At 66.8% G+C, this 18,154-nt stretch carries 14 protein-coding genes; 5 read left to right on the forward strand and 9 right to left on the reverse strand.

The genetic code is table 11. From position 1 onward, the window contains the following. Positions 1 to 4 precede the first annotated feature (4 nt). Together ABIC35_RS01285 and ABIC35_RS01290 are read right to left on the reverse strand one after the other, a co-directional pair. Positions 5 to 1,048, reverse strand: a complete 1,044-nt coding sequence (locus ABIC35_RS01285) for a glycosyltransferase family 2 protein (protein ID WP_121078453.1) — start codon at positions 1,046 to 1,048, stop codon at positions 5 to 7. Continuing rightward, positions 1,045 to 3,555 carry a DegT/DnrJ/EryC1/StrS family aminotransferase gene (locus ABIC35_RS01290; RefSeq protein ID WP_121078455.1) on the reverse strand — a complete coding sequence of 837 codons (2,511 nt, stop codon included), beginning with the start codon at positions 3,553 to 3,555 and terminating at the stop codon, positions 1,045 to 1,047. The genes ABIC35_RS01285 and ABIC35_RS01290 overlap by 4 nt, the downstream gene beginning before the upstream one ends. Positions 3,556 to 3,927: 372 nt before the next feature. Here ABIC35_RS01290 and ABIC35_RS01295 point away from each other — a divergent pair, with 372 nt between their 5' ends. Beyond that, positions 3,928 to 6,405, forward strand: a complete 2,478-nt coding sequence (locus tag ABIC35_RS01295; RefSeq protein ID WP_121078457.1) for a TonB-dependent receptor domain-containing protein — start codon at positions 3,928 to 3,930, stop codon at positions 6,403 to 6,405. Between the two features lie 67 nt (positions 6,406 to 6,472). On the opposite strand, the gene ABIC35_RS01300 is transcribed toward ABIC35_RS01295, so the two are convergent. From ABIC35_RS01300 to ABIC35_RS01310, 3 genes are all read right to left on the reverse strand, one after another. After that, positions 6,473 to 7,213, reverse strand: a complete 741-nt coding sequence (locus ABIC35_RS01300; protein ID WP_121078458.1) for a hypothetical protein — start codon at positions 7,211 to 7,213, stop codon at positions 6,473 to 6,475. A gap of 88 nt (positions 7,214 to 7,301) precedes the next feature. Further along, on the reverse strand, positions 7,302 to 7,619 hold the full coding sequence (locus ABIC35_RS01305) for a hypothetical protein (RefSeq protein WP_354278174.1): 318 nt from the start codon (positions 7,617 to 7,619) through the stop codon (positions 7,302 to 7,304). Positions 7,620 to 7,770: 151 nt separating this feature from the next. After that, positions 7,771 to 8,370, reverse strand: coding sequence for a hypothetical protein (locus ABIC35_RS01310; RefSeq protein WP_354278175.1), 600 nt, complete (start codon positions 8,368 to 8,370; stop codon positions 7,771 to 7,773). Between the two features lie 140 nt (positions 8,371 to 8,510). Between ABIC35_RS01310 and ABIC35_RS01315 the strand changes: the two genes are divergently transcribed. The 3 genes from ABIC35_RS01315 to ABIC35_RS01325 all read left to right on the forward strand — a co-directional run bounded on the left by ABIC35_RS01315 (position 8,511) and on the right by ABIC35_RS01325 (position 11,323). Further along, entirely contained in the window at positions 8,511 to 8,711 is a 201-nt protein-coding gene (locus ABIC35_RS01315) for a hypothetical protein (protein ID WP_121078462.1), read from the forward strand. A gap of 452 nt (positions 8,712 to 9,163) precedes the next feature. Beyond that, the gene (locus ABIC35_RS01320) at positions 9,164 to 9,979 is read left to right on the forward strand and encodes a transferrin-binding protein-like solute binding protein (RefSeq protein WP_183049440.1); all 816 of its coding nucleotides are present in this window, start codon (positions 9,164 to 9,166) and stop codon (positions 9,977 to 9,979) included. A gap of 342 nt (positions 9,980 to 10,321) precedes the next feature. Continuing rightward, complete coding sequence (locus ABIC35_RS01325; protein ID WP_121078466.1) at positions 10,322 to 11,323, forward strand: hypothetical protein; 1,002 nt, start codon at positions 10,322 to 10,324, stop codon at positions 11,321 to 11,323. A 181-nt stretch (positions 11,324 to 11,504) separates the two neighbouring features. Here the strand turns inward: ABIC35_RS01325 and lepA are convergent, their stop codons facing one another. Beyond that, the gene (gene lepA / locus ABIC35_RS01330; RefSeq protein ID WP_121078469.1) at positions 11,505 to 13,313 is read right to left on the reverse strand and encodes a translation elongation factor 4; all 1,809 of its coding nucleotides are present in this window, start codon (positions 13,311 to 13,313) and stop codon (positions 11,505 to 11,507) included. Between the two features lie 162 nt (positions 13,314 to 13,475). Here lepA and ABIC35_RS01335 point away from each other — a divergent pair, with 162 nt between their 5' ends. After that, positions 13,476 to 14,438: a CsgG/HfaB family protein gene (locus tag ABIC35_RS01335; protein ID WP_121078471.1), complete on the forward strand. Its 963-nt coding sequence runs from the start codon at positions 13,476 to 13,478 to the stop codon at positions 14,436 to 14,438. A gap of 103 nt (positions 14,439 to 14,541) precedes the next feature. On the opposite strand, the gene ABIC35_RS01340 is transcribed toward ABIC35_RS01335, so the two are convergent. From ABIC35_RS01340 to pnuC, 3 genes are all read right to left on the reverse strand, one after another. Further along, positions 14,542 to 16,821, reverse strand: coding sequence for a TonB-dependent receptor (locus tag ABIC35_RS01340; RefSeq protein WP_121078473.1), 2,280 nt, complete (start codon positions 16,819 to 16,821; stop codon positions 14,542 to 14,544). A gap of 175 nt (positions 16,822 to 16,996) precedes the next feature. Beyond that, the gene (locus ABIC35_RS01345) at positions 16,997 to 17,521 is read right to left on the reverse strand and encodes an AAA family ATPase (RefSeq protein ID WP_121079563.1); all 525 of its coding nucleotides are present in this window, start codon (positions 17,519 to 17,521) and stop codon (positions 16,997 to 16,999) included. Then, positions 17,518 to 18,072, reverse strand: a complete 555-nt coding sequence (pnuC, locus tag ABIC35_RS01350) for a nicotinamide riboside transporter PnuC (protein WP_121078475.1) — start codon at positions 18,070 to 18,072, stop codon at positions 17,518 to 17,520. Before pnuC ends, ABIC35_RS01345 begins: the two co-directional genes overlap by 4 nt. Between the last annotated feature and the right edge of the window lie 82 nt (positions 18,073 to 18,154).

The following is an 18,154-nucleotide window of genomic DNA, read 5'->3' on the forward strand; positions in this document are numbered from 1 at the left end:
AACGCTAACCCCGGCGCGCGCGGACGGCGCCGATCAGCCCGCTCGTCGCGAGGTCGACGGGCCGGGCATCCTCCAACGCCGCCGCGGCCGGCCGCGCGGCCAGTGCATGGCGCAGCTTCAGGCGACCGGAGCGCACCGCCGCGCGGCACAGCCGCCACCACAGCCGCGAAATCTCCCGGTCCACCCGCGCAAGCGTCGCGGCATCGTGGCCCTGCTGCCCGAAATGCGCGCGAAGCACCGCGATCCCGTCGAACAGGCGCCGCAGCAGCGCGCGGTCACCGATCGGTGTCTTGGCCATCACATAGCGCACCAGCAGCCCGGCAATGTCCGGCGCGCCCTCGCCCAGCAAGTCGCGGTGCCGTGCGCGGAGCAGCGCTTCGGCATGGGCAGTCATCGTGCCGTTGAACACCTGCGAGGCACCACCGGCGTGCTGTCGATAGAGGGTCAGCACAGCGTCGATCTGGTCAATCCGGCCGAAGGCGCGCAGGCGGTGGTAGAGGTCGAAATCCTCGACATAGCGGCATTCGGGCCGCTCGAAGATCTCCAGCCGACGCGCAGCATCGGCGCGGAACAGCACCGAGGACCAGACCAGCGGGTTCTGCACCAGCATCAGCCAGTCGATCAGCCCGGGCGTCAGCGGCCGCACCCACTGCCCTGCCCGCACCCGCCCCTCGACCAGGCAATCGGTGGCGGTGCTGACCAGCACGGTCTCGGGATTCGCGTCGAGCCAGGCGACCTGCCGGGCGAACCGCTCGGGCAGGCAGAGATCGTCCTGATCGAGCCCGGCGATATAGCGCCCGCGCGCGGCGGCGAAGGCACGGTTGCGCGCGACCACCGGGCCGCCATTTACCGCGCTTTCGATCACGCGGATGCGCGGATCGCCCGCACCCCGCAGCACTGCAATGGTATCGTCGCGCGAGCCGTCGTCGACCGCGACCAGCTCCCAGTCGGCGAAGCTCTGCGCCTGCAGGCTCGCCAGCGTCTCGGGCAGCAGCGCGGCGCCGTTATAGGTCGCCATCACCACCGAGAGGGTGGGCGCGTCGCTCATGCCGCGGCGCGCGCGCGGTCGGCGAGGATCTGGTCGACGATCATCCGTCCGATATCGTTCTGCCACAGCCACAGCCCGTTGGCCTTGCCGCTGAAGCTCGCCTCGCCACCCAGCGGCCCGTCGGGAACATGGCCCGAGGCGAGCCCCAGGCCATAAACGCCGGGCACCACCCGCCCCTCGGCATCGAGCACGCGGCAGCGTTGGTCGACCAGCCGGGGCCGGCCGGGATGGTCCGCCATGAGCGAAATGCGCACGCCGTCGACGTCGTAAAGCGGCAGCGCGCGCGGGCGATAGCCGAGCGCGCCGATCACCACATCGGCGGCTTCGAGTTCGGCACGCATCGCCGCGTCTTTGTCGCTGGTCAGCCGGCACAGCGCCATGCGCGGATCGGGCGCGCGGCCGCCGATGCCGAGCATCCGCAGCACCAGTTCGCGCGCCTCCAGCCGGAAGCCGGCGAGGCGGTAGACGAAGCCGCTCAAGGGGCAGATGTCGTCCGGGCCGAAATCGGTGAAGCCATCGGCCTGCGCCTCCTCGGCCGAGCGGTAGAAGGGCCGTAGCGGCCGGCGATGGTAGAGCCGCAGCGCCCCTGCCCCCAAGGGCAGCGCCGGGCTCGCCTTGAGCAGCAGCACCGCGGCGGCCATCGCGCTGGTCGATCCGCCGACAATGGCGATGCGTGGCGCGCGGACGTCCGCCAGCCGCGCGCGCAGCCTGTCGAGCCCGCCCAGCCGAAGGAAGTCGTCGCCCAGCACCAGCCGGTCGTCCGCCAGGTCACCCAGCGGCGTGCCGGCGATCACCTCGGCGGCGACATGCGCGCGATCCTGATAGCCGCCGGTGGCGATCACCAGATTGGCGGCCCGCATCACGCGCTCGTCGCCGGTGAGCAGGTTGCGCACCCGCGCCGCCCAGTCGCCCTGCGGGGTGCGGCGCGCCTCCACCACCTCGGAGCGGGTCGCGACCACACCGCCATGCTGCGCCACCAGCGTGCCGAGTCGCGCGCCGGTCGCCTCCAGCAGCGGCGTCGAGCGCGCCAGCGGCACGCCCAGCCGCCCGGCATAGAGCGCCACCTCTCGGCCGGCAGGATGCTCGGTCAGCGCGGCGATGTCGCCATGCACATTGTCCTTCACCGCGGTGAGGAAGGTCTCCGCCGTGCTGTCCGAGGTGATCGCATAGCTGCCAATCTCGCCGCGCCCGAGCACTGCGTCGCGCTCGACGATCGCGAGACCCGTCTCGGCCAAGGTCACCAGCTGGTCGCCTTTGGTCGCGGCAGTGAGCAGTGCGGTGCCCGCGGGGCCGCCGCCGACGATCAGCGCCGAATGCACTGTCCGCCCGCGCCGCTCGACGCGCAGCCCGTCGAGCCCCGCGGCCCGGCAGGCATCGATCAGCGCGGTGCAGACGGTGTCCACATCCGCCTCGGTCATCCCGTCGGTGACCGGCAGCGACAGGATGCGCCCGGCAATGTCGTCGGCGACCGGCAGCGCGCGGTCGATCACGCAGCTGCTGCGGAACCAGGGCTGCTCGCCGAGATGCGGGCTGAAATAGTGGCCGGCGCCGATCCCCTGCTCGGCCAGCGCTGCGATAATCGCCGCGCGGTGCCCGGCGAAGGCGCGCGGCAGCAGCAGCGACTGGAATTGCAGCGCGGGCCGCGAGCCACGGAGCGCCTGGAATTGAAAGCCATGCGCATCGGCAAAGCCCCCCAACCGCTCCCGATAGACGCGGTCGAGCGCGGCACGATGCGCGGCGATCGCCTCCAGTTCCCCCAGCTTGGCCATGGCGAGCGCGCCGAGCACTTCAGGCAGCTTGCCGTTGAGCCCCGGCCCTTCCGCCGAGCGGGCGCCATCGAAGCCGAAATTGCTCATCCGCCGCAGCGTTTCGACGAGCGCGGTGTCGCCGCTATGGATCAGGCCACCCTCGGCGGTGGCGAACACCTTGGTGGCGTGCATCGAATACACGATCGGGAACGGCGCCCCCGCGCCGAACTGCTGTCCCTGCGCATCGGCCGCTCCCAACGAGGCCGCCGCATCCACCACCACGCCCACGCCGCGCGCGTGATAGTCGCGGTAGCGCGCCAGATCGAGGCTCGCGCCGAAGGTGGCATAGGGCACGACCACCGCGATCCGATCGCCATAGCGCTCGAACGCCGCTGCCTCGGCATCGGCGCGCATCGTCCAGTCCTCGGGGTCGATGTCGCAGAGCACCGGGGTGAGCCCTGCCCATTGTACCGCCTGCGCGGTCGCCGCGAAGGTGAAGGCAGGGACGAGCGCCAGCGCATCGCTACCCGCGCGCGGCCCTGCGGCGTGGCGGATCGCCAGCATCAGCCCGATCGTCGCATTGGCGACCGCGAGACATGCGCCCTGCCCGCCGAACAGCCGCGCCGTCGCCGCCGCCTCGAACCCGTGCACCACCGGGCCGCCGTTCGAGTAGGTGCCGCGCGCCTCGATGGCGCGGAGTGCGTCGGTCATCTGGCTCAACCGCGGCGGCTGCGGCGCGATCAGCGGCAGGCGCTGCATGTTACTCTCCCCGGATGCTGCTTCGCCGGAAGCGGCGGAGGGAGCGGACCATGGCAGAGCGGGCTTAGAAAACCGTAAAACGACGGCGACCCTCCTGCGGGCACCTCGCTGCACCCGCATTGGTTGGCGAAACGATGCCGATCCGGGCGCACCTCTTCACATCCCGCAACAACGCATGCCGAAGTAACGACTTTCCTGTCCAACTACTTTCATGACAGCGCCAGACATGCATCATGTTCATGCCTCCGGTTGACTACGTAAAATGCGGCATTTGCAAGTATAACCGCACCTTGCCGCAACCATTCCGGTTCAACTGCCGCCTATAAGGGCAGCAAGAGGGATCGCAGTCGAAACGAATTAAAGGGTGCACCGGTGAAGATTTCAGCGCTGCTGTTGACGCTAATCGCAACGACCTCGGTTTCCACGCAGGCATTGGCCCAGACCAAGGCCAGCCCGGACCGCGCGGCCAAGCCGCAGGAATCGCAACCCGCCGCCGAGAAGGAGGTCTTCTCCACCGGCGTCGCCAAGGGCCGCGACCGTCTGGACAGCGCCACCTCCACCAGCTCGCTCAAGGGCACCGAAGCGCAGAAGCTGGGCCCGGTCGGGCTCGCCGACATCCTGCGCACCATGCCGGGCATCCGCGTCGAGAACGGCGTGAGCGAGGGCAACAACAACTATACCGTGCGCGGCCTGCCGATCGGCTCGGGCGGCTCCAAATACGTGCTGCTCGAAGAGGACGGCCTGCCCGTCGTCGAGTTCAACGATCTGTTCAACATCGCCGGCGACAGCTTCTTCCGCGCCGATTTCAACATCGCGCAGATCGAGACGATCCGCGGCGGCTCGGCCTCCACCTTCGCGTCGAACTCGCCGGGCGGCCTGATCAACCTGATCTCCAAGACCGGCGATGTCGAGGGCGGTTCGATCCAGGTCTCAACCGGGCTCGATTATGACTCGAAGCGCGTCGACCTCGATTACGGTGCGCATCTCAGCAAGACGATCCGCTTCCATGTCGGCGGCTTCTACCGCGTCGGCGAAGGCCCGCGCGCGACCGGCATGACCTCGTTCAACGGCGGCCAGGTCAAGCTGAACGTCACCAAGGAATTCTCGAACGGCTATGTCCGGCTCTATGGCAGCCTGCTCCAGGATCGCGCGCCGAGCTATGCCACCTATCCGATCACGCTGACCGGCACCAACGACAAGCCGGTGATCGGCAATGTCCCGGGCTTCGATATCCTCAAGGATTCGATGTACTCGCCCAACGTGCCCACGCTGCTGACGCTGGACGGGCAGAACCAGCCCCGCGCCTTCGCGATCAAGCGCGGGCAGAGTGTCGAGTCCAAGTCGATCGGCTTCGAGGGCCAGTTCGACGTCGCCGGCTGGACCTTCACCGATCGTGCGCGCTTCTCGAAGAATTCGGGCGAGTTCCTGCGCGCCTTCCCCAGCACCGTCGCCCCGGTGGCGACGCTGGCGGCGTCGCTTGCCGGCGCGGGCGCCACGGCCACCTATTTCAACGGGCCGAACGCCGGCAAGGCGGTGTCGTCGACGGCGAACGGCAACGGGTTGCTCGCGAACTATTTCGCCAATGTCTACAAGCTCAACACGGCCGACCATTTCGCCAACGACTTCCGCGCTACCCGCGTGTGGAAGGTCGGCGCCGGCGACCTGACGACCACCGCCGGCCTGTACGTGGCAACCCAGAGCGTCGCGGTGGACGCGCTGCAGATCTCGATGGTGACCGATGTCGCCGGTGACGGCGCCAGCTCGCTGGTCAACCTCACCAACGCCGCGGGCGTCGCGCAGACCCAGGACGGCGTCTATGCCTATAGCCGCAATGGGCCCAAGCTGCGCCGCTCGTTCGACATGGATTACAGCTTCCTGGCGCCCTATGCCTCGGTGAACTATCATGTCGGCAAGCTCGCGATCGGCGGCAGCCTGCGCTACGATACCGGCCATGCCCGCGGGTCCATGGTCGGCGCCGATCTGGGCGGCGGTCGCAACGGCACGGTCAGCTACGACATGAACGGCGACGGCAAGCTGAGCGCGGCCGAAACCCGCGTCTCGGCGCTGCCGCTCGGCAATCCGGCGCCGGTGAATTACGACTTCCGCTATCTGAGCTATTCGGTGGGCGTCAATTATCGCGCCGCCGAGCCGCTGGCCTTCTTCGCGCGCTACAGCCGCGGCGGCCGCGTCAATGCGGACAAGATCCTGTTCACCAGCGCGATCGACAACGCCACCGGCAAGCTGGTCGAAGCGCGCCAGGCCTATGACGCGGTGAAGCAGCTCGAAGGCGGCGTGAAGTTCCGCAAGAACGGCATCACCTTCAACGCCACCGCCTTCCTCGCCTATGCCGACGACCACAACCAGCTCAACGGCCTGGCGACGCAGACCTATCGCAAGTACCGCACCTATGGCCTCGAGCTGGAAGGCGGCATTCGCCGCGGCCCATTCAGCATGACGAGCGGTGCGACCTACACCAAGGCGAAGATCACCAAGGACTATTTCGATCCGACGCTGACCGGCAAGGAACCGCGCCACCAGCCGGCGTGGACGCTGCAGGCGGCTCCGCAGATCGACCTGAAGTACGTCACCGTCGGCACCAGCGTGGTGGCGATCACCAGCAGCTATTCGCAGGACATCAACCAGCTCAAGATGCCCGGCTTCACCACCGTCGGCGCCTTCGTGATCGCGCACCCGACCAAGGCGATCGACGTCGCGCTGACCGGCACCAACCTGTTCAACGCCAAGGGCTTCCTCGACATCAACCAGGCGAGCATGCCCACCACCGGCATCGGCTGGGCACGATCGGTGCAGGGCCGCACGCTGGCCGCGTCGGTGCGCTTCAACTTCTAGGTCTTCGTCCCCCCGAAGAACCGCCTCGCCCGGTCGCTCCCCCAGCGGCCGGGCGTTTTCTTGCGGCTCAGCGCGCGGCGACCGACTGGACGTGGAGCGCGGGGAACACATCCTCGATCGGCTTGCTGTCGGGCAGGATGTACACATAGCCGCCCTTGCCCTTGTACATCGGGCTCAGCAGCTTGGCGTAGAAGCTCGACGGCACGTTGATGCAGCCGAAGGTGATGCGGTTGTCGTCGGGCGTCGGCGAGGCGAGCCGCTCGCGCCGCTTCTCCTTGCGCGCCGCGGCGCCCGTCGGCACCGGGTGCAGCGCGACCGAGGTGTAGTAGTCCACCCACAGCACCCGCTCCTTGCCGATCGCGAGGCCGAACCTGGCGAGATAGCGCCCGGCCGGCGTGGTCTTCTCGGCCGGGCCGATCTCGGAAAGCTGCTTGGCGCCGATCCCCGGGGTGGCATCGTCGCCCGGCGCGATGCCGATCAGCACCGGCACCGCCGCCAGCTGCTTGCCGCTCGCATCATAGAGGAACAGCGCGGCATGGGGCTTGTCGACGATCAGATAGGGCAGCCCGTGATTGTCCCCGGCCGAGGACACCCAGTCCTGCACCCGCAGCGCCTCAGCCGAGGGCTGGAGCTTGGGCGCGTCCGGCTTGGGCGCCGCAGCCTTGGGCTTGGCGGGCGCGTGCTTGCCCTTCTTGGGCGCCGCCTTCTTGGGCGCGGCGACCTTGGGTTTGGCATCCTGGAGGGGAACGGCGGCAGTGGGGGGAACGAGCAGCGCCAGCCCGGCCAGCGCGAGTAAGCCTTGGATCATCGATAGTTTCGCTCAATAAAAAGGGTGGCCGCCCCGAAGCGCGGCCACCCGAATACCCTGGCAAACTGCCGAGGCAGCAAGGTTCCGCTTAGTTGCGCGGACGCTTGCGCGGCTTGGCGTTCTGCTGCTGGACCTGCTGCGACAGCGCCTGCTGCTGCTGGTCGAGCGTGTCGACGCGGCCGTTGATCTGGTCGAGACGCTGGCCGTTCTGCTGGGCCTGGCCCGCAGCGGCCTGGGCCTGCGACAGCGCCTGCTTGGCGGTGCCGTCGGTCTCCTGGAGGCGCGTCTCGAGCGCATCGACGCGCTGGCTCACCGGCGCGATCTGCTCGCGGACATACTTCTTGGTGGCGCAACCGCTCAGACCCACCGCGCCGATCATCAGCATGGCAACCGGAGCAAACTTCATACCAGTACGCATATACACACCTTTCACTCGTTAAGAAAACTTAAGGCCGCTTCACCAAGCCGGAGCAACGGGCCCGCAACAATCCCGATTCGGTCCGGCTGTGCCGGATGTCCGTCGGACCGAGCCGAACGCAGGGCGAAACGTTCCCGCATCACCGCTTGCGCCTCGGCTTGGGGCGCTCGGCGAAGGGATCGCGGGGAATCCCGTCGTCGCTCGCCGCCGCCTTGGGCTGCCCGTGCTGGGTCGCGACGCAGCGCTGGAGCTCCGCCACCGCCGCCCCGCTGCCGTCGAGCGGCAGCCGCGCGACCGGCGTGGTGCCGCGATCGATGTGCAGCGCCTTGGAGCCGGCGAACGAAGTCGGGAATTTGGGATCGAACGCCGCGACGAAGCCCTGCTTGCCGTCCGCGACGATGCCGATCGCCTGGTGATTGGGGTAGCCGCCCTGGGTGAGGCGGAAGGTGAGCTTGAGCCGGTCCTGCGGGCGGATCGACCAATTCTCGTTGAGCACCGAGAAATGGTTGCTGCCGTCGCGGTCCATGCCCAGCAACAGCGTGGTGCCGCCGGGCTGGTCGAAGCTGCGGCTGATAAAGCAGCCCGATCCGTCCTTGCTGGCGGCGACCGTCCAGTCGCCGAGCTGCTTGGCGGCATAGCCTTGCGCGGCGGCCGGCGCGGCGCAGACCAGTGCCGCCGCGACTCCCGGAATCCCCCAGCGGCGATACCGCGCTGGCAGGGAAAGACGGGGATGCGACACGTTCTGACTCACGCTGGAAACCATCTGATAAGGACGGCCCCATAACGTTGGTCTGCCGGAATGGTTCATTCGGCGGCGGAACGATCGCGCGGCCGACACGCAGCGCGTGCCTCAAAACGGGATTCGCGGTAGAAGCGGCCATGGCCGATCCCCTCCCCACCCAGCCGCCCCGCATCGCTCTCACCGGGGCGTATGCAACCCTGCGCGTCGGCGACACGGTTGCACTGGAGGCGCGGATCACCACCGGCGGGCTGGTGGCGGTGGCGGCGATCGTCTCGGCTGCGCTGCTGGGGTCGGCAGTGATCGTGCGGGCGGCGCGGCGGGGTGGGGGCACGCGGTAGATGCCCCTCGACAATCTGCGTGCGGAGCAAAACAGGTGATGTCGAGGCAAAGGGACGAGTGCCATTTGGCGCTACTGAAGGACGCCACCCTACTCACGAACCCCAACGTTGCGCTGGCACAGCGGCGCATTTACGCAGGTTGAATAATTCAGGCCGGATGGGGATCCGGCACTTAGGGGGCTGAGCAGATGGAATATAAACGGGTTGTGGTGGCGTCCGTTTTGGCGCTTCACCTATCGGGCTGCGGCGGTGGGAGTGCCAATTCGGCGCCGGCATCGATTCCAGCTCCCGCTCCGGCCGCGACGCCCACGCCGACGCCTACGCCTACGCCTACGCCTACGCCTACGCCTACGCCTACGCCTACGCCTACGCCTACGCCTACGCCTACGCCTACGCCCGGACCTACCCCTGCTCCGGCACCGACACCAACGCCCGGTCCAACGCCCACTCCGGTGCCTACCCCGACACCCGCACCCACGCCGACGGTCAGATATTACAGTGGTCCCAACGCTGCGATCGACAGCGTAGGCCCGGTAGAAACCGCCAACGTCTATTCACCAAGCGTACTCAACGCGAATTATGTTATATCAACCAACGATGATTTTAAAACCATCAATGTGGAATATAATCCCGGCTCCACGCAGATTTTCACAGAACGCGATATTGTAGCTCAAATTGCCACGCCTCCGGGAGTGAACCATAAATCCTGGAGCGTTGTGGCGGCAGACGGCACTCGATCGAACTTCGATATGATCGGCTTCAAGGATTTGCCGTTAACCTACCTTCAGCTGAACGCGTTTTATCGCAAACCGCCGTCAGTTGATCAGGATCACTATACGTTCATCACCAGATTTGCGGCCGTCAGCAACGCATGGACGGACCCGACCGCTATGCCAAGAACGGGCTCGGCCACGTACTCTGGCATGTCTTATGGGATCGCGATCAATCCTAGCGCCTATCGCACCACCTCCCAGTTCCAGATGGCTGCCGATTTCTCATCCGGCCATTTGTCGGGCAACCTCAGCAATTTCAACTTCTATGACTTTGCCACCGGCCTCCCGGCATCCGTAAGCGGTACGGGATTGGATTTGACATTCGATGCAACCCTGAACGGGTCAAAGTTTTCGGATCGAATCAAGATCTCGGGGGTCTCCGCGGGACGAGTGGAAGGCCAGTTCGCTGGGCCCTCGGCTCAAGAAGTGGGCGGGTCTTACGGCGTCATGAATGCAGACTTTTCGTTGTTCGGCGTATTTGCCGGGAAAAAATAGGGCAAGTATATTTGCACCCAATGCAAATCTTCATCTTTGCGGTAATGTCGTGACCAGCCTACCCGTGCCAGTGCTGTGTTGCGCGCGCACTCGACGTATGCGGAAGTGGAGTTCGTACTGCGGCGGCCACCGCGATATGGCACGCGCCCCTCGACGAAGTGCCTGACGCGCAACCTGCACGGCTGGAATTCAGCGCGGTACTGCGCCCGTCGTGTCAGCTTCTGGCGCGACCGGTCTTCCCACTGTGTAAGGACCCGAGTCAGTCGAGAGCGGTGACCTAACACGTCATCTAGCGCAGTTTCCTTCTGTCCTACACGAACCTATTTGGTTATATGCGCGGACATGAAGAACCGCTCGAACCCCGACTTCGTCGTGCCGGACTTCACGCCGGTACCCCGCAAACACCGTGTCGACGGCTGGACGCCCGAGCGGCAGCGCGCGTTCATCGCCGCGCTCGCCGTCACCGGATCGGTCACTGCGGCGGCGCGGTCGATCAACATGGCCAAGGAGGGCGCCTATATGCTGCGCCTCCACCCCGAGGGCGCCGGCTTCCGCGCCGCCTGGGAGGCGGCGCTCACCGCCGGGCTCGATCGGCTTCAGGACATCGCGCTCGAACGCGCGATCGACGGCGTGCCGGTGCCGGTCTTCTACAAGGGCGAGCAGTGCGGCGAGAAGCGCTGGTACAATGATCGCCTGCTGATGTTCATCCTCCGCCACCGCAATCCCGAGAAGTACGGCGCGCCCGCCGCGCTGCCGCCCGGAACCCGCCATCCCGCCACGGTCGCGCGCGAGGAGGCCCCCACCCCCTGCCCGGTCTGCGCGCGGCGCAAGGCGGAATATATGGCGCTGGCCGAGCCCGACGCGAAGATGCCGGAGGAGATGCGCAAGGTCCTGGATACGCTGTTCACCCGCTATGCCGCCAAGGTGCGCAGCGAGCGCCAGCTGCGGCTGGAGGGCCGGATCGTCGCCGCCGACTATACGCTGCGCCAGCTCACCCATATCGAGCTGATCCTCGCCAATGCCGGCATGTCGGATGCGATGATCAGCTTGTTCACGACCGACTATGGCCCGCACGGCCGCGAGCAGGAATTCGCGCATCCGATGAGCGCGAAGCTCGACGCGATCCGCCGCAAGGTCTGGGCCGAATGCGGCGAGCCGGAGCGGCCGCCACTTCCGCTATATGCGCGGTCGCCGGGCACCTCGACGGTCAGCGGCCCCGACTGGGACGAACGCCGGCGCGCGCAACGCGACGCCGAACGCCGCATGGCCGCGGCGCAGGTCGAATGGGAAGCCGCCGCGCGGACGGACAGCTGGGCGGAATGGAAGGCGGCGCGGGGGCGGTGACCTAATCCCTCCCCGGTACGGGGAGGGGGACCGCACGGCGCAGCCGCGTGGTGGAGGGGCCGCGCCGGCAGGCGCGGGTCGGGTCGAGCGCGCAGGAACCCCGCCGCTTGCGCGGCGGCCCCTCCACCATGGACTGACGCCCATGTCCCCCTCCCCGTCCCGGGGAGGAGCTAAGGTTACCTTACTCTTCGCCCATCCGCAGCGCGGCGATGAAGGCTTCCTGCGGGATCTGCACGCTGCCGTACTCGCGCATCCGCTTCTTGCCTTCCTTCTGCTTGTCCAGCAGCTTCCGCTTGCGGCTGGCGTCGCCGCCATAGCATTTCGCTGTCACGTCCTTGCGCATCGCGGCGATCGTCTCGCGGGCGATCACCTTGCCGCCGATCGCCGCCTGGATCGGGATCTTGAACAGGTGGCGCGGGATCAGGTCCTTGAGGCGCTCGCACATGCCGCGGCCGCGGCTCTCGGCCGTCGAGCGGTGGACGATCATGCTCAGCGCGTCGACCGGCTCGTTGTTGACCAGGATGCCCATCTTGACGAGGTCGCCGGCGCGGTAGCCGATCTGCTCATAGTCGAAGCTGGCATAGCCGCGGCTGATCGACTTGAGGCGATCGTAGAAGTCGAACACCACTTCGTTGAGCGGCAGCTCATAGGTCAGCTGCGCGCGGCCGCCGACATAGGTGAGGTTCTTCTGGATGCCGCGGCGATCCTGGCAGAGCTTGAGGATGGGGCCCAGATATTCGTCGGGCATGTAGATCACCGCCTGGATCCACGGCTCCTGGATCTCCTCGATCCGGTTGGGATCGGGCATGTCGGCGGGGTTGTGGAGCTCGATCTCCTTGCCCTCGGCCTCGCCGGCGGACTTGGTGAGCTGCATCTTGTAGACCACGCTCGGCGCGGTGGTGATGAGGTCGAGGTCATACTCGCGCATCAGCCGCTCCTGGATGATCTCCAGGTGCAGCAGGCCGAGGAAGCCGCAGCGGAAGCCGAAGCCGAGCGCGGCCGAGGTTTCCATCTCGAAGCTGAACGACGCGTCGTTGAGGCGCAGCTTGGAGATGCTCTCGCGCAGCTTCTCGAAGTCCGCCGCGTCGACCGGGAACAGGCCGCAGAAGACGACCGGCTGGACTTCCTTGAAGCCCGGCAGCGCCTCGGCGGCGGGCTTCTTGGCGTCGGTCAGCGTATCGCCGACGCGGGCCTGGGCGACTTCCTTGATCTGCGCGGTGATGAAGCCGATCTCGCCGGGGCCGAGGTCGGGCAGCTGCTCGATCTTGGGGCGGAAGGCGCCGACACGGTCGACCAGATGGGTCGTGCCGGTCTGCATGAACTTGACCTGCTGGCCCTTCTTGATCGAGCCGTCGATCACGCGGACGAGGATGACGACGCCGAGATAGGGATCGTACCAGCTGTCGACCAGCATCGCCTTGAGCGGGGCAGCGGGATCGCCCTTGGGGGACGGGATGCGCTCGACGATCGCGTCGAGGATCTCGTCGATGCCGATGCCGCTCTTGGCGCTGGCGAGAACGGCGTTGGAGGCGTCGAGGCCGATCACGTCCTCGATCTCGGCGCGGACCTTCTCCGGCTCGGCCGAGGGCAGGTCGATCTTGTTGATCACGGGAATGATCTCGTGGTCATGCTCGATCGACTGGTAGACATTTGCCAGCGTCTGCGCTTCCACGCCTTGCGCCGCGTCGACGACGAGCAGCGCGCCCTCGCAGGCGGCGAGGCTGCGGCTCACCTCATAGGCGAAGTCGACGTGACCGGGCGTGTCCATCAGGTTGAGGACATGGCCCTTCCATTCCAGGCGCACGGTCTGCGCCTTGATGGTGATCCCGCGCTCCTTCTCGATGTCCATGTTATCAAGGACTTGCTCGGACATTTCGCGATCGGCCAGCCCGCCGGTGCGCTGGATCAGCCGGTCGGCGAGCGTCGACTTGCCATGGTCGATATGCGCGATGATCGAGAAATTGCGGATCTTGGTGATGTCGGTGGCCATGATTCCGCGGCCGATAGCAGGCTGCGGGCAAAAGCCAAAGTACCGGATTGCACGAGGTCGCAAGCGCGCTAGGCCGCGACGATCCATTCTGTTACGGACGCGACCGGGGGGCGGTCTTTTCCCACTTCGGACCGCCTGGTTGTACAGGGAGGTTTTAGTATCATGATGAAGCAGTTGCTCGGCGCCGCCGGGGCGATGGCATTGTGCGTGGGCGCGGTCCCCGCACTCGCCCAGAGCAAGCCGACCAAGACCCAGCGCACGCAGGAACAGGCGATGCAGGACGTGCCGCATTGCGCGCGCAAGCTGGGCACGCTGTCGATCGTCGACGGCGACGATCCCCGTGGCTGGACGCAATATTCGCTGGCGCCGCCGCAGAAGCTCCTCAAGGTGCTGGTGCAGCGCTCGGGATGCTTCAACCTCGTCGATCGCGGCTCGGGCCTGCAGGCGGCGCAGCTGGAGCGCAACATCGGCGGCGATCTCGGCCACCAGCGCGGCGCAAATGTCGGCCAGGGCCAGATCAAGGCGGCGGACTATGTGCTCGTCGCCGAGGTGCAGGCATCGAACCGCAACGCGGCGGGCAGCGGTGTAGCCGGCGCGGCCGGCGGCGTGATCGGCGGACCGATCGGCGGCCTGCTGGGCGGCATCAAGTCGCGCAAGATGGAGGCGAATACCGTCCTGTCGCTCACCAACGTCCGCACCACCGAGACGATTGCGACGCAGGAAGGCTATGCCTCGAAGAACAGCGTGAGCTGGGGCGCCGGCGGCGGCATCGGCTTCATCGGCGGCGGGCTGGGTGCGGTCGGCGGCGGCTATGACAATACTGATATCGGCCGCATCGTGACGCTGGCGTTCATCGACGCCTATTCGAAGATGGTCAACGAACTGGGCCTGGTACGGCCGGGCGACGAGGGCACCGCGCAGGCGGCGCCGACCAAGACCTTCACTGCCCAGGCGCCCGTCGCGATGCGCACCATGCCCGCCGCGACCGGCAAGGTGGTCCGCACGGTGCCCGTGGGGGCGATCCTCTACCCGACCGGCAAAAAGGACGGCCTGTGGTGGGAAGTCGCCGACGAGAACGACAATGTCGGCTGGGTGCTGAACACCAAGCTCGCGCCGTCGAACTGACCAGACGCGGATAAGGAAAAAGGGCCGTCGCGGAGATCCCGCGGCTGCCCTTTTCTCGTGCCCGCCGCACCTCCCCCGCCGGGGGAGGCACGGCCGGTTCGGCTTACTTGAACTTGCCGCTCAGCGAGACGCCGAACACGCGCGGCTCGTTGAGCACGGCGGCACGGTAGTTCTCGATCACGCCCTTCAGATTCTTCTCACCGGTCAGGTTGCGGATGAAGCCGGCGACTTCCCAGGCGTCGTTCTCGGCGGTGTAGCCGATCTTCAGGCCGCCTTCGAAGTTGCCGTTCGCGGTGAACTCCTTCGTCTCGTAGAGCACGAAGTTGGTGTAGCCCTGCAGGTTCCAGTCGGTCGCCAGGAACAGCTTGCCGCCAATGTCCATCGGAATGTCATACCGGGCGTTCAGGCTGACATTATATTCCGGCGCGTTGGGCAGCGGGTTGCCGTCGATCTTCGCCAGGAACAGCGAGCCCTGCTTGCGCAGCGGATCGAGCACGGTGCAGGTCACCGCGCCGCCGAACGCGCAGACCTGCGCCTCGAGGTTCTTGTCGTCGATCTCGCTGTGCAGCAGGCTCAGGCCGGCCTGGATCGACAGGTTGCGCACCGGACGCCAATCGGCATCGGCTTCCATGCCATAGGCCTTGGCCTTGTGGGCATTGAGCAGCACGCCGTTGCCGTTGAGGTCGTTGCCGTTCAGCTGGATGTCGTCGACCGTGTAGTAGAAGCCCGACAGGTTGAAGCGCAGCGTGCGGCCCAGCTGGGTCTTCACACCCGTTTCCCACGACAGGATCTTCTCCGAATTCGCGGTGGTGAAGTCCGAGTTGAACACCGCCGAACGGCCCTGGATCGTGGGACCACGGAAACCCTTGGCGACGCGGGCATAGACGCTGATGTCCGGATTGATCTCGTAGCGCGCGCTCAGGTCCCAACTCGGCTGGGTATCCGACAGGCGCACATGACGACGGCCGGTATAGGTAACGCCCCCCGCGATTGTGTCGGCGGTCTTCAGCAGGTCGGTGGTCTTGGTGTCCTCGGTCACGCGACCGCCGGCGGTGATCGTCAGCTTCGGCGCGAGCTCGTAGCTCGCCTGGCCGAACACCGCCCAGCTAGTGTTCATGTTGTGCAGCTGCACCCAGTTGTTCGGGTTGTTGGCGGTGCCGCTCAGGAAATAGGCGCGCTGGTAGAATTCGGTGATGTCGCGCGCGTCGAAATACATCGCGCCGACCTGCCACTTGAGCGGGCCCTCGCCGTTGCTGGCGACACGGAATTCCTCGGTCCACTGGTCGAGGCCCTTCACGCGGCCCATCGATTCGCCGAAGCCGGCATTGCCGAAATCGGGCGCTGCGCCGCCGTCGGTATCGCCGCGGCTATAGCCGGACAGCGTCTCGTAACCGGTGATCGAGGTCAGCGTGACCGGGCCCAGATCCCAGTTGATGTGCACCGAGCCGCCGGCGGTCTTGTAGTTCTGCGGGTTGTCGGCGCCTTCGTCCCAGCGCGCGCGGGTGAACTGCACGCCGTTGATCTGGTTGGAGCCGAGGTTCAGCGCGCCGCGGCGGAACACGGTGGCGGTGCCGTCATACCAGCGGGCATGGCCCGAGGCGAGGATCGACAGGCTCTCGTTCGGCGTCGCGAGCAGCTGGAGGCGCACGTCGCGCTCGTTGAAGCCGCCCGCGGCATCCTTGCGGCCAACGCGCGTCCCGTCGGCGCTGGGGCCGGTGTAGCTGTTGTCGATGTAATCGTCGCGGTGCTGGTACAGCCCGGAGATGCGGAAGGCGAGCTTGTCCTGGATGATCGGACCGCCGACGCCCGCATCGACATTGACGCTGTTATAGCTGCCATAGCTCGCCGTGCCGCGACCCTCGAACTGCTGCGACGGGCGGATCGAATCGAACTTGATGATGCCGGCCGTGGTGTTGCGGCCGAACAGCGAGCCCTGCGGACCACGCAGCACTTCGATCTGGTTCACGTCGAACACCGGGTTCGACTTCATCACGACATGCTCGAGGACGATGTCGTCCTGGATGATCGACACCGGCTGCGACGCGCCGAGGTAGAAATCGACGTTGCCGAGGCCGCGGATGTAGAAGCGCGGGAAGATGCGGCCGGTCGAGGATTCGACGTACAGGCCCGGCACCTTGCCCGAGAGCGCGAGCAGCGTGTCGTCGCCGCCCGCGGTATAGTCGCGCGCCTGCGATGCCGGCAGCACCGCGACCGAAAGCGGCACGTCCTGCTGGTTTTCCGGGCGGCGCTCGGCGGTGACGACGATTTCGCTCAGGCCGTCAGTCGCCTGCGTTTCCTGGGCAAAGGCGATGTCGGACGTCAACAGCGCGCCAAGGGCGGCGCCGATCAGCAGGCTGCGCTTGTCGCGCGCGAGATTCAGCATTGGTTTTCCCCGAATGGATATCTTGATCTTCTGTGTGGACGGCGCGCAAGAACGCAGCCCGGCCTTTCGCCGGCTGTCCTAACGACTTGATCTGTAGTTCCCCGTTGCCGTCGGGGGCGGCGCTAGGCTTGGATTGTGAACTTCCTGTGACAGAATTCCGGCGGCTGCCGGTTCCTCAGATCTGTTGCCCAAAAGCCTCGATTGCGGCGAGCGCGGCGGCGGTGCGCGCCTCCCCTTCTCCCTGCACCAGCGCCCAGGGCACGCCGCGGCGATCGAGTTCGGCGCGCGAGAGATCGAAGAAGCGCTGCCGCAATTCGCGGGTTCCGAACAGCCTTGTGCCGTCCGCCACCCAGGGCAGGTCGATGTCGAACAGCAGGTAGCAATCCGCCGTGCCCTGCCACGCATCGAACCAGGGATCGCGCGTGCCGAACAGCATGTCCGCCCACACCGCCGTCATCAAGGGATCGGTATCGAGGATCAGCGGCAACCGCGCCGTCTCCAGCATCATCCGGGTACCGGCGTCGTGCGTCTTGGCGATCTCGACCAGGTCGCGCATCGTGAAGTCGGTGCCGCGTGCCTCGGCATATTCGCGGCCATATTCGTCGAGCACGGTGCCGCCCAGCACCTCGGCCAGCCGCGCGGCGACGGTGGTCTTGCCCGTGCTTTCCGGGCCGTGAAGACAGATCGTACGGGGAATCATGCGCGGGCCCTGGTCCAGTCGATCGCTCCCCACACCGAAAGCGCGAGGAAAAGGCAATAGAGCCCGGCGGTCAGATGTAGCCCCTTGACCAGGAACAGCGGGATGGCGAGCAGGTCCACCGCGATCCACAGCGGCCAGCATTCCCAGGCGCGGCGCGACTGGAGGATCTGCGCGACGATGCTCAGCACCGCGATCGTGCCGTCCCACCAGGGAAAGGCCGCGTCGGTCAGCCGATGCATCAGCGCACCCCAGCCGAGCGCGGCAAGCGCGGCACCCGTCGCCCAGCCGAGCCGCGCGCGGTTGGACAGCCGGACCACCGGCACCTCCCCTGCCGCCGCCTTGGCCTGCCGCCAGTTCCACCAGCCATAGCCGTTGACGACGAAATAGAAGCCCTGGAGCAGCGCGTCGCTGTACAGCCGCGCCTGCAGGAAGATCCAGGCGTAGAGCGTCACCATCGCCAGCGCGAAGGGATAGTTCCACAGGCTCCGCCGCACGACCAGCGCGACATTGGCGAGCCCCAGCAGGGTAGCGACGGCTTCGATCGGCGACATTGGCGGCGAGGCTTATCGGTCCGCCGAGGGGCGGTCGAGAGCGAGAAACGGTGCAACGCGGAAAAAATGCACGTCCGTGTCT

Origin of the sequence: Sphingomonas trueperi, from assembly GCF_040545965.1 — a bacterium.
GTDB lineage: Bacteria > Pseudomonadota > Alphaproteobacteria > Sphingomonadales > Sphingomonadaceae > Sphingomonas > Sphingomonas trueperi_C.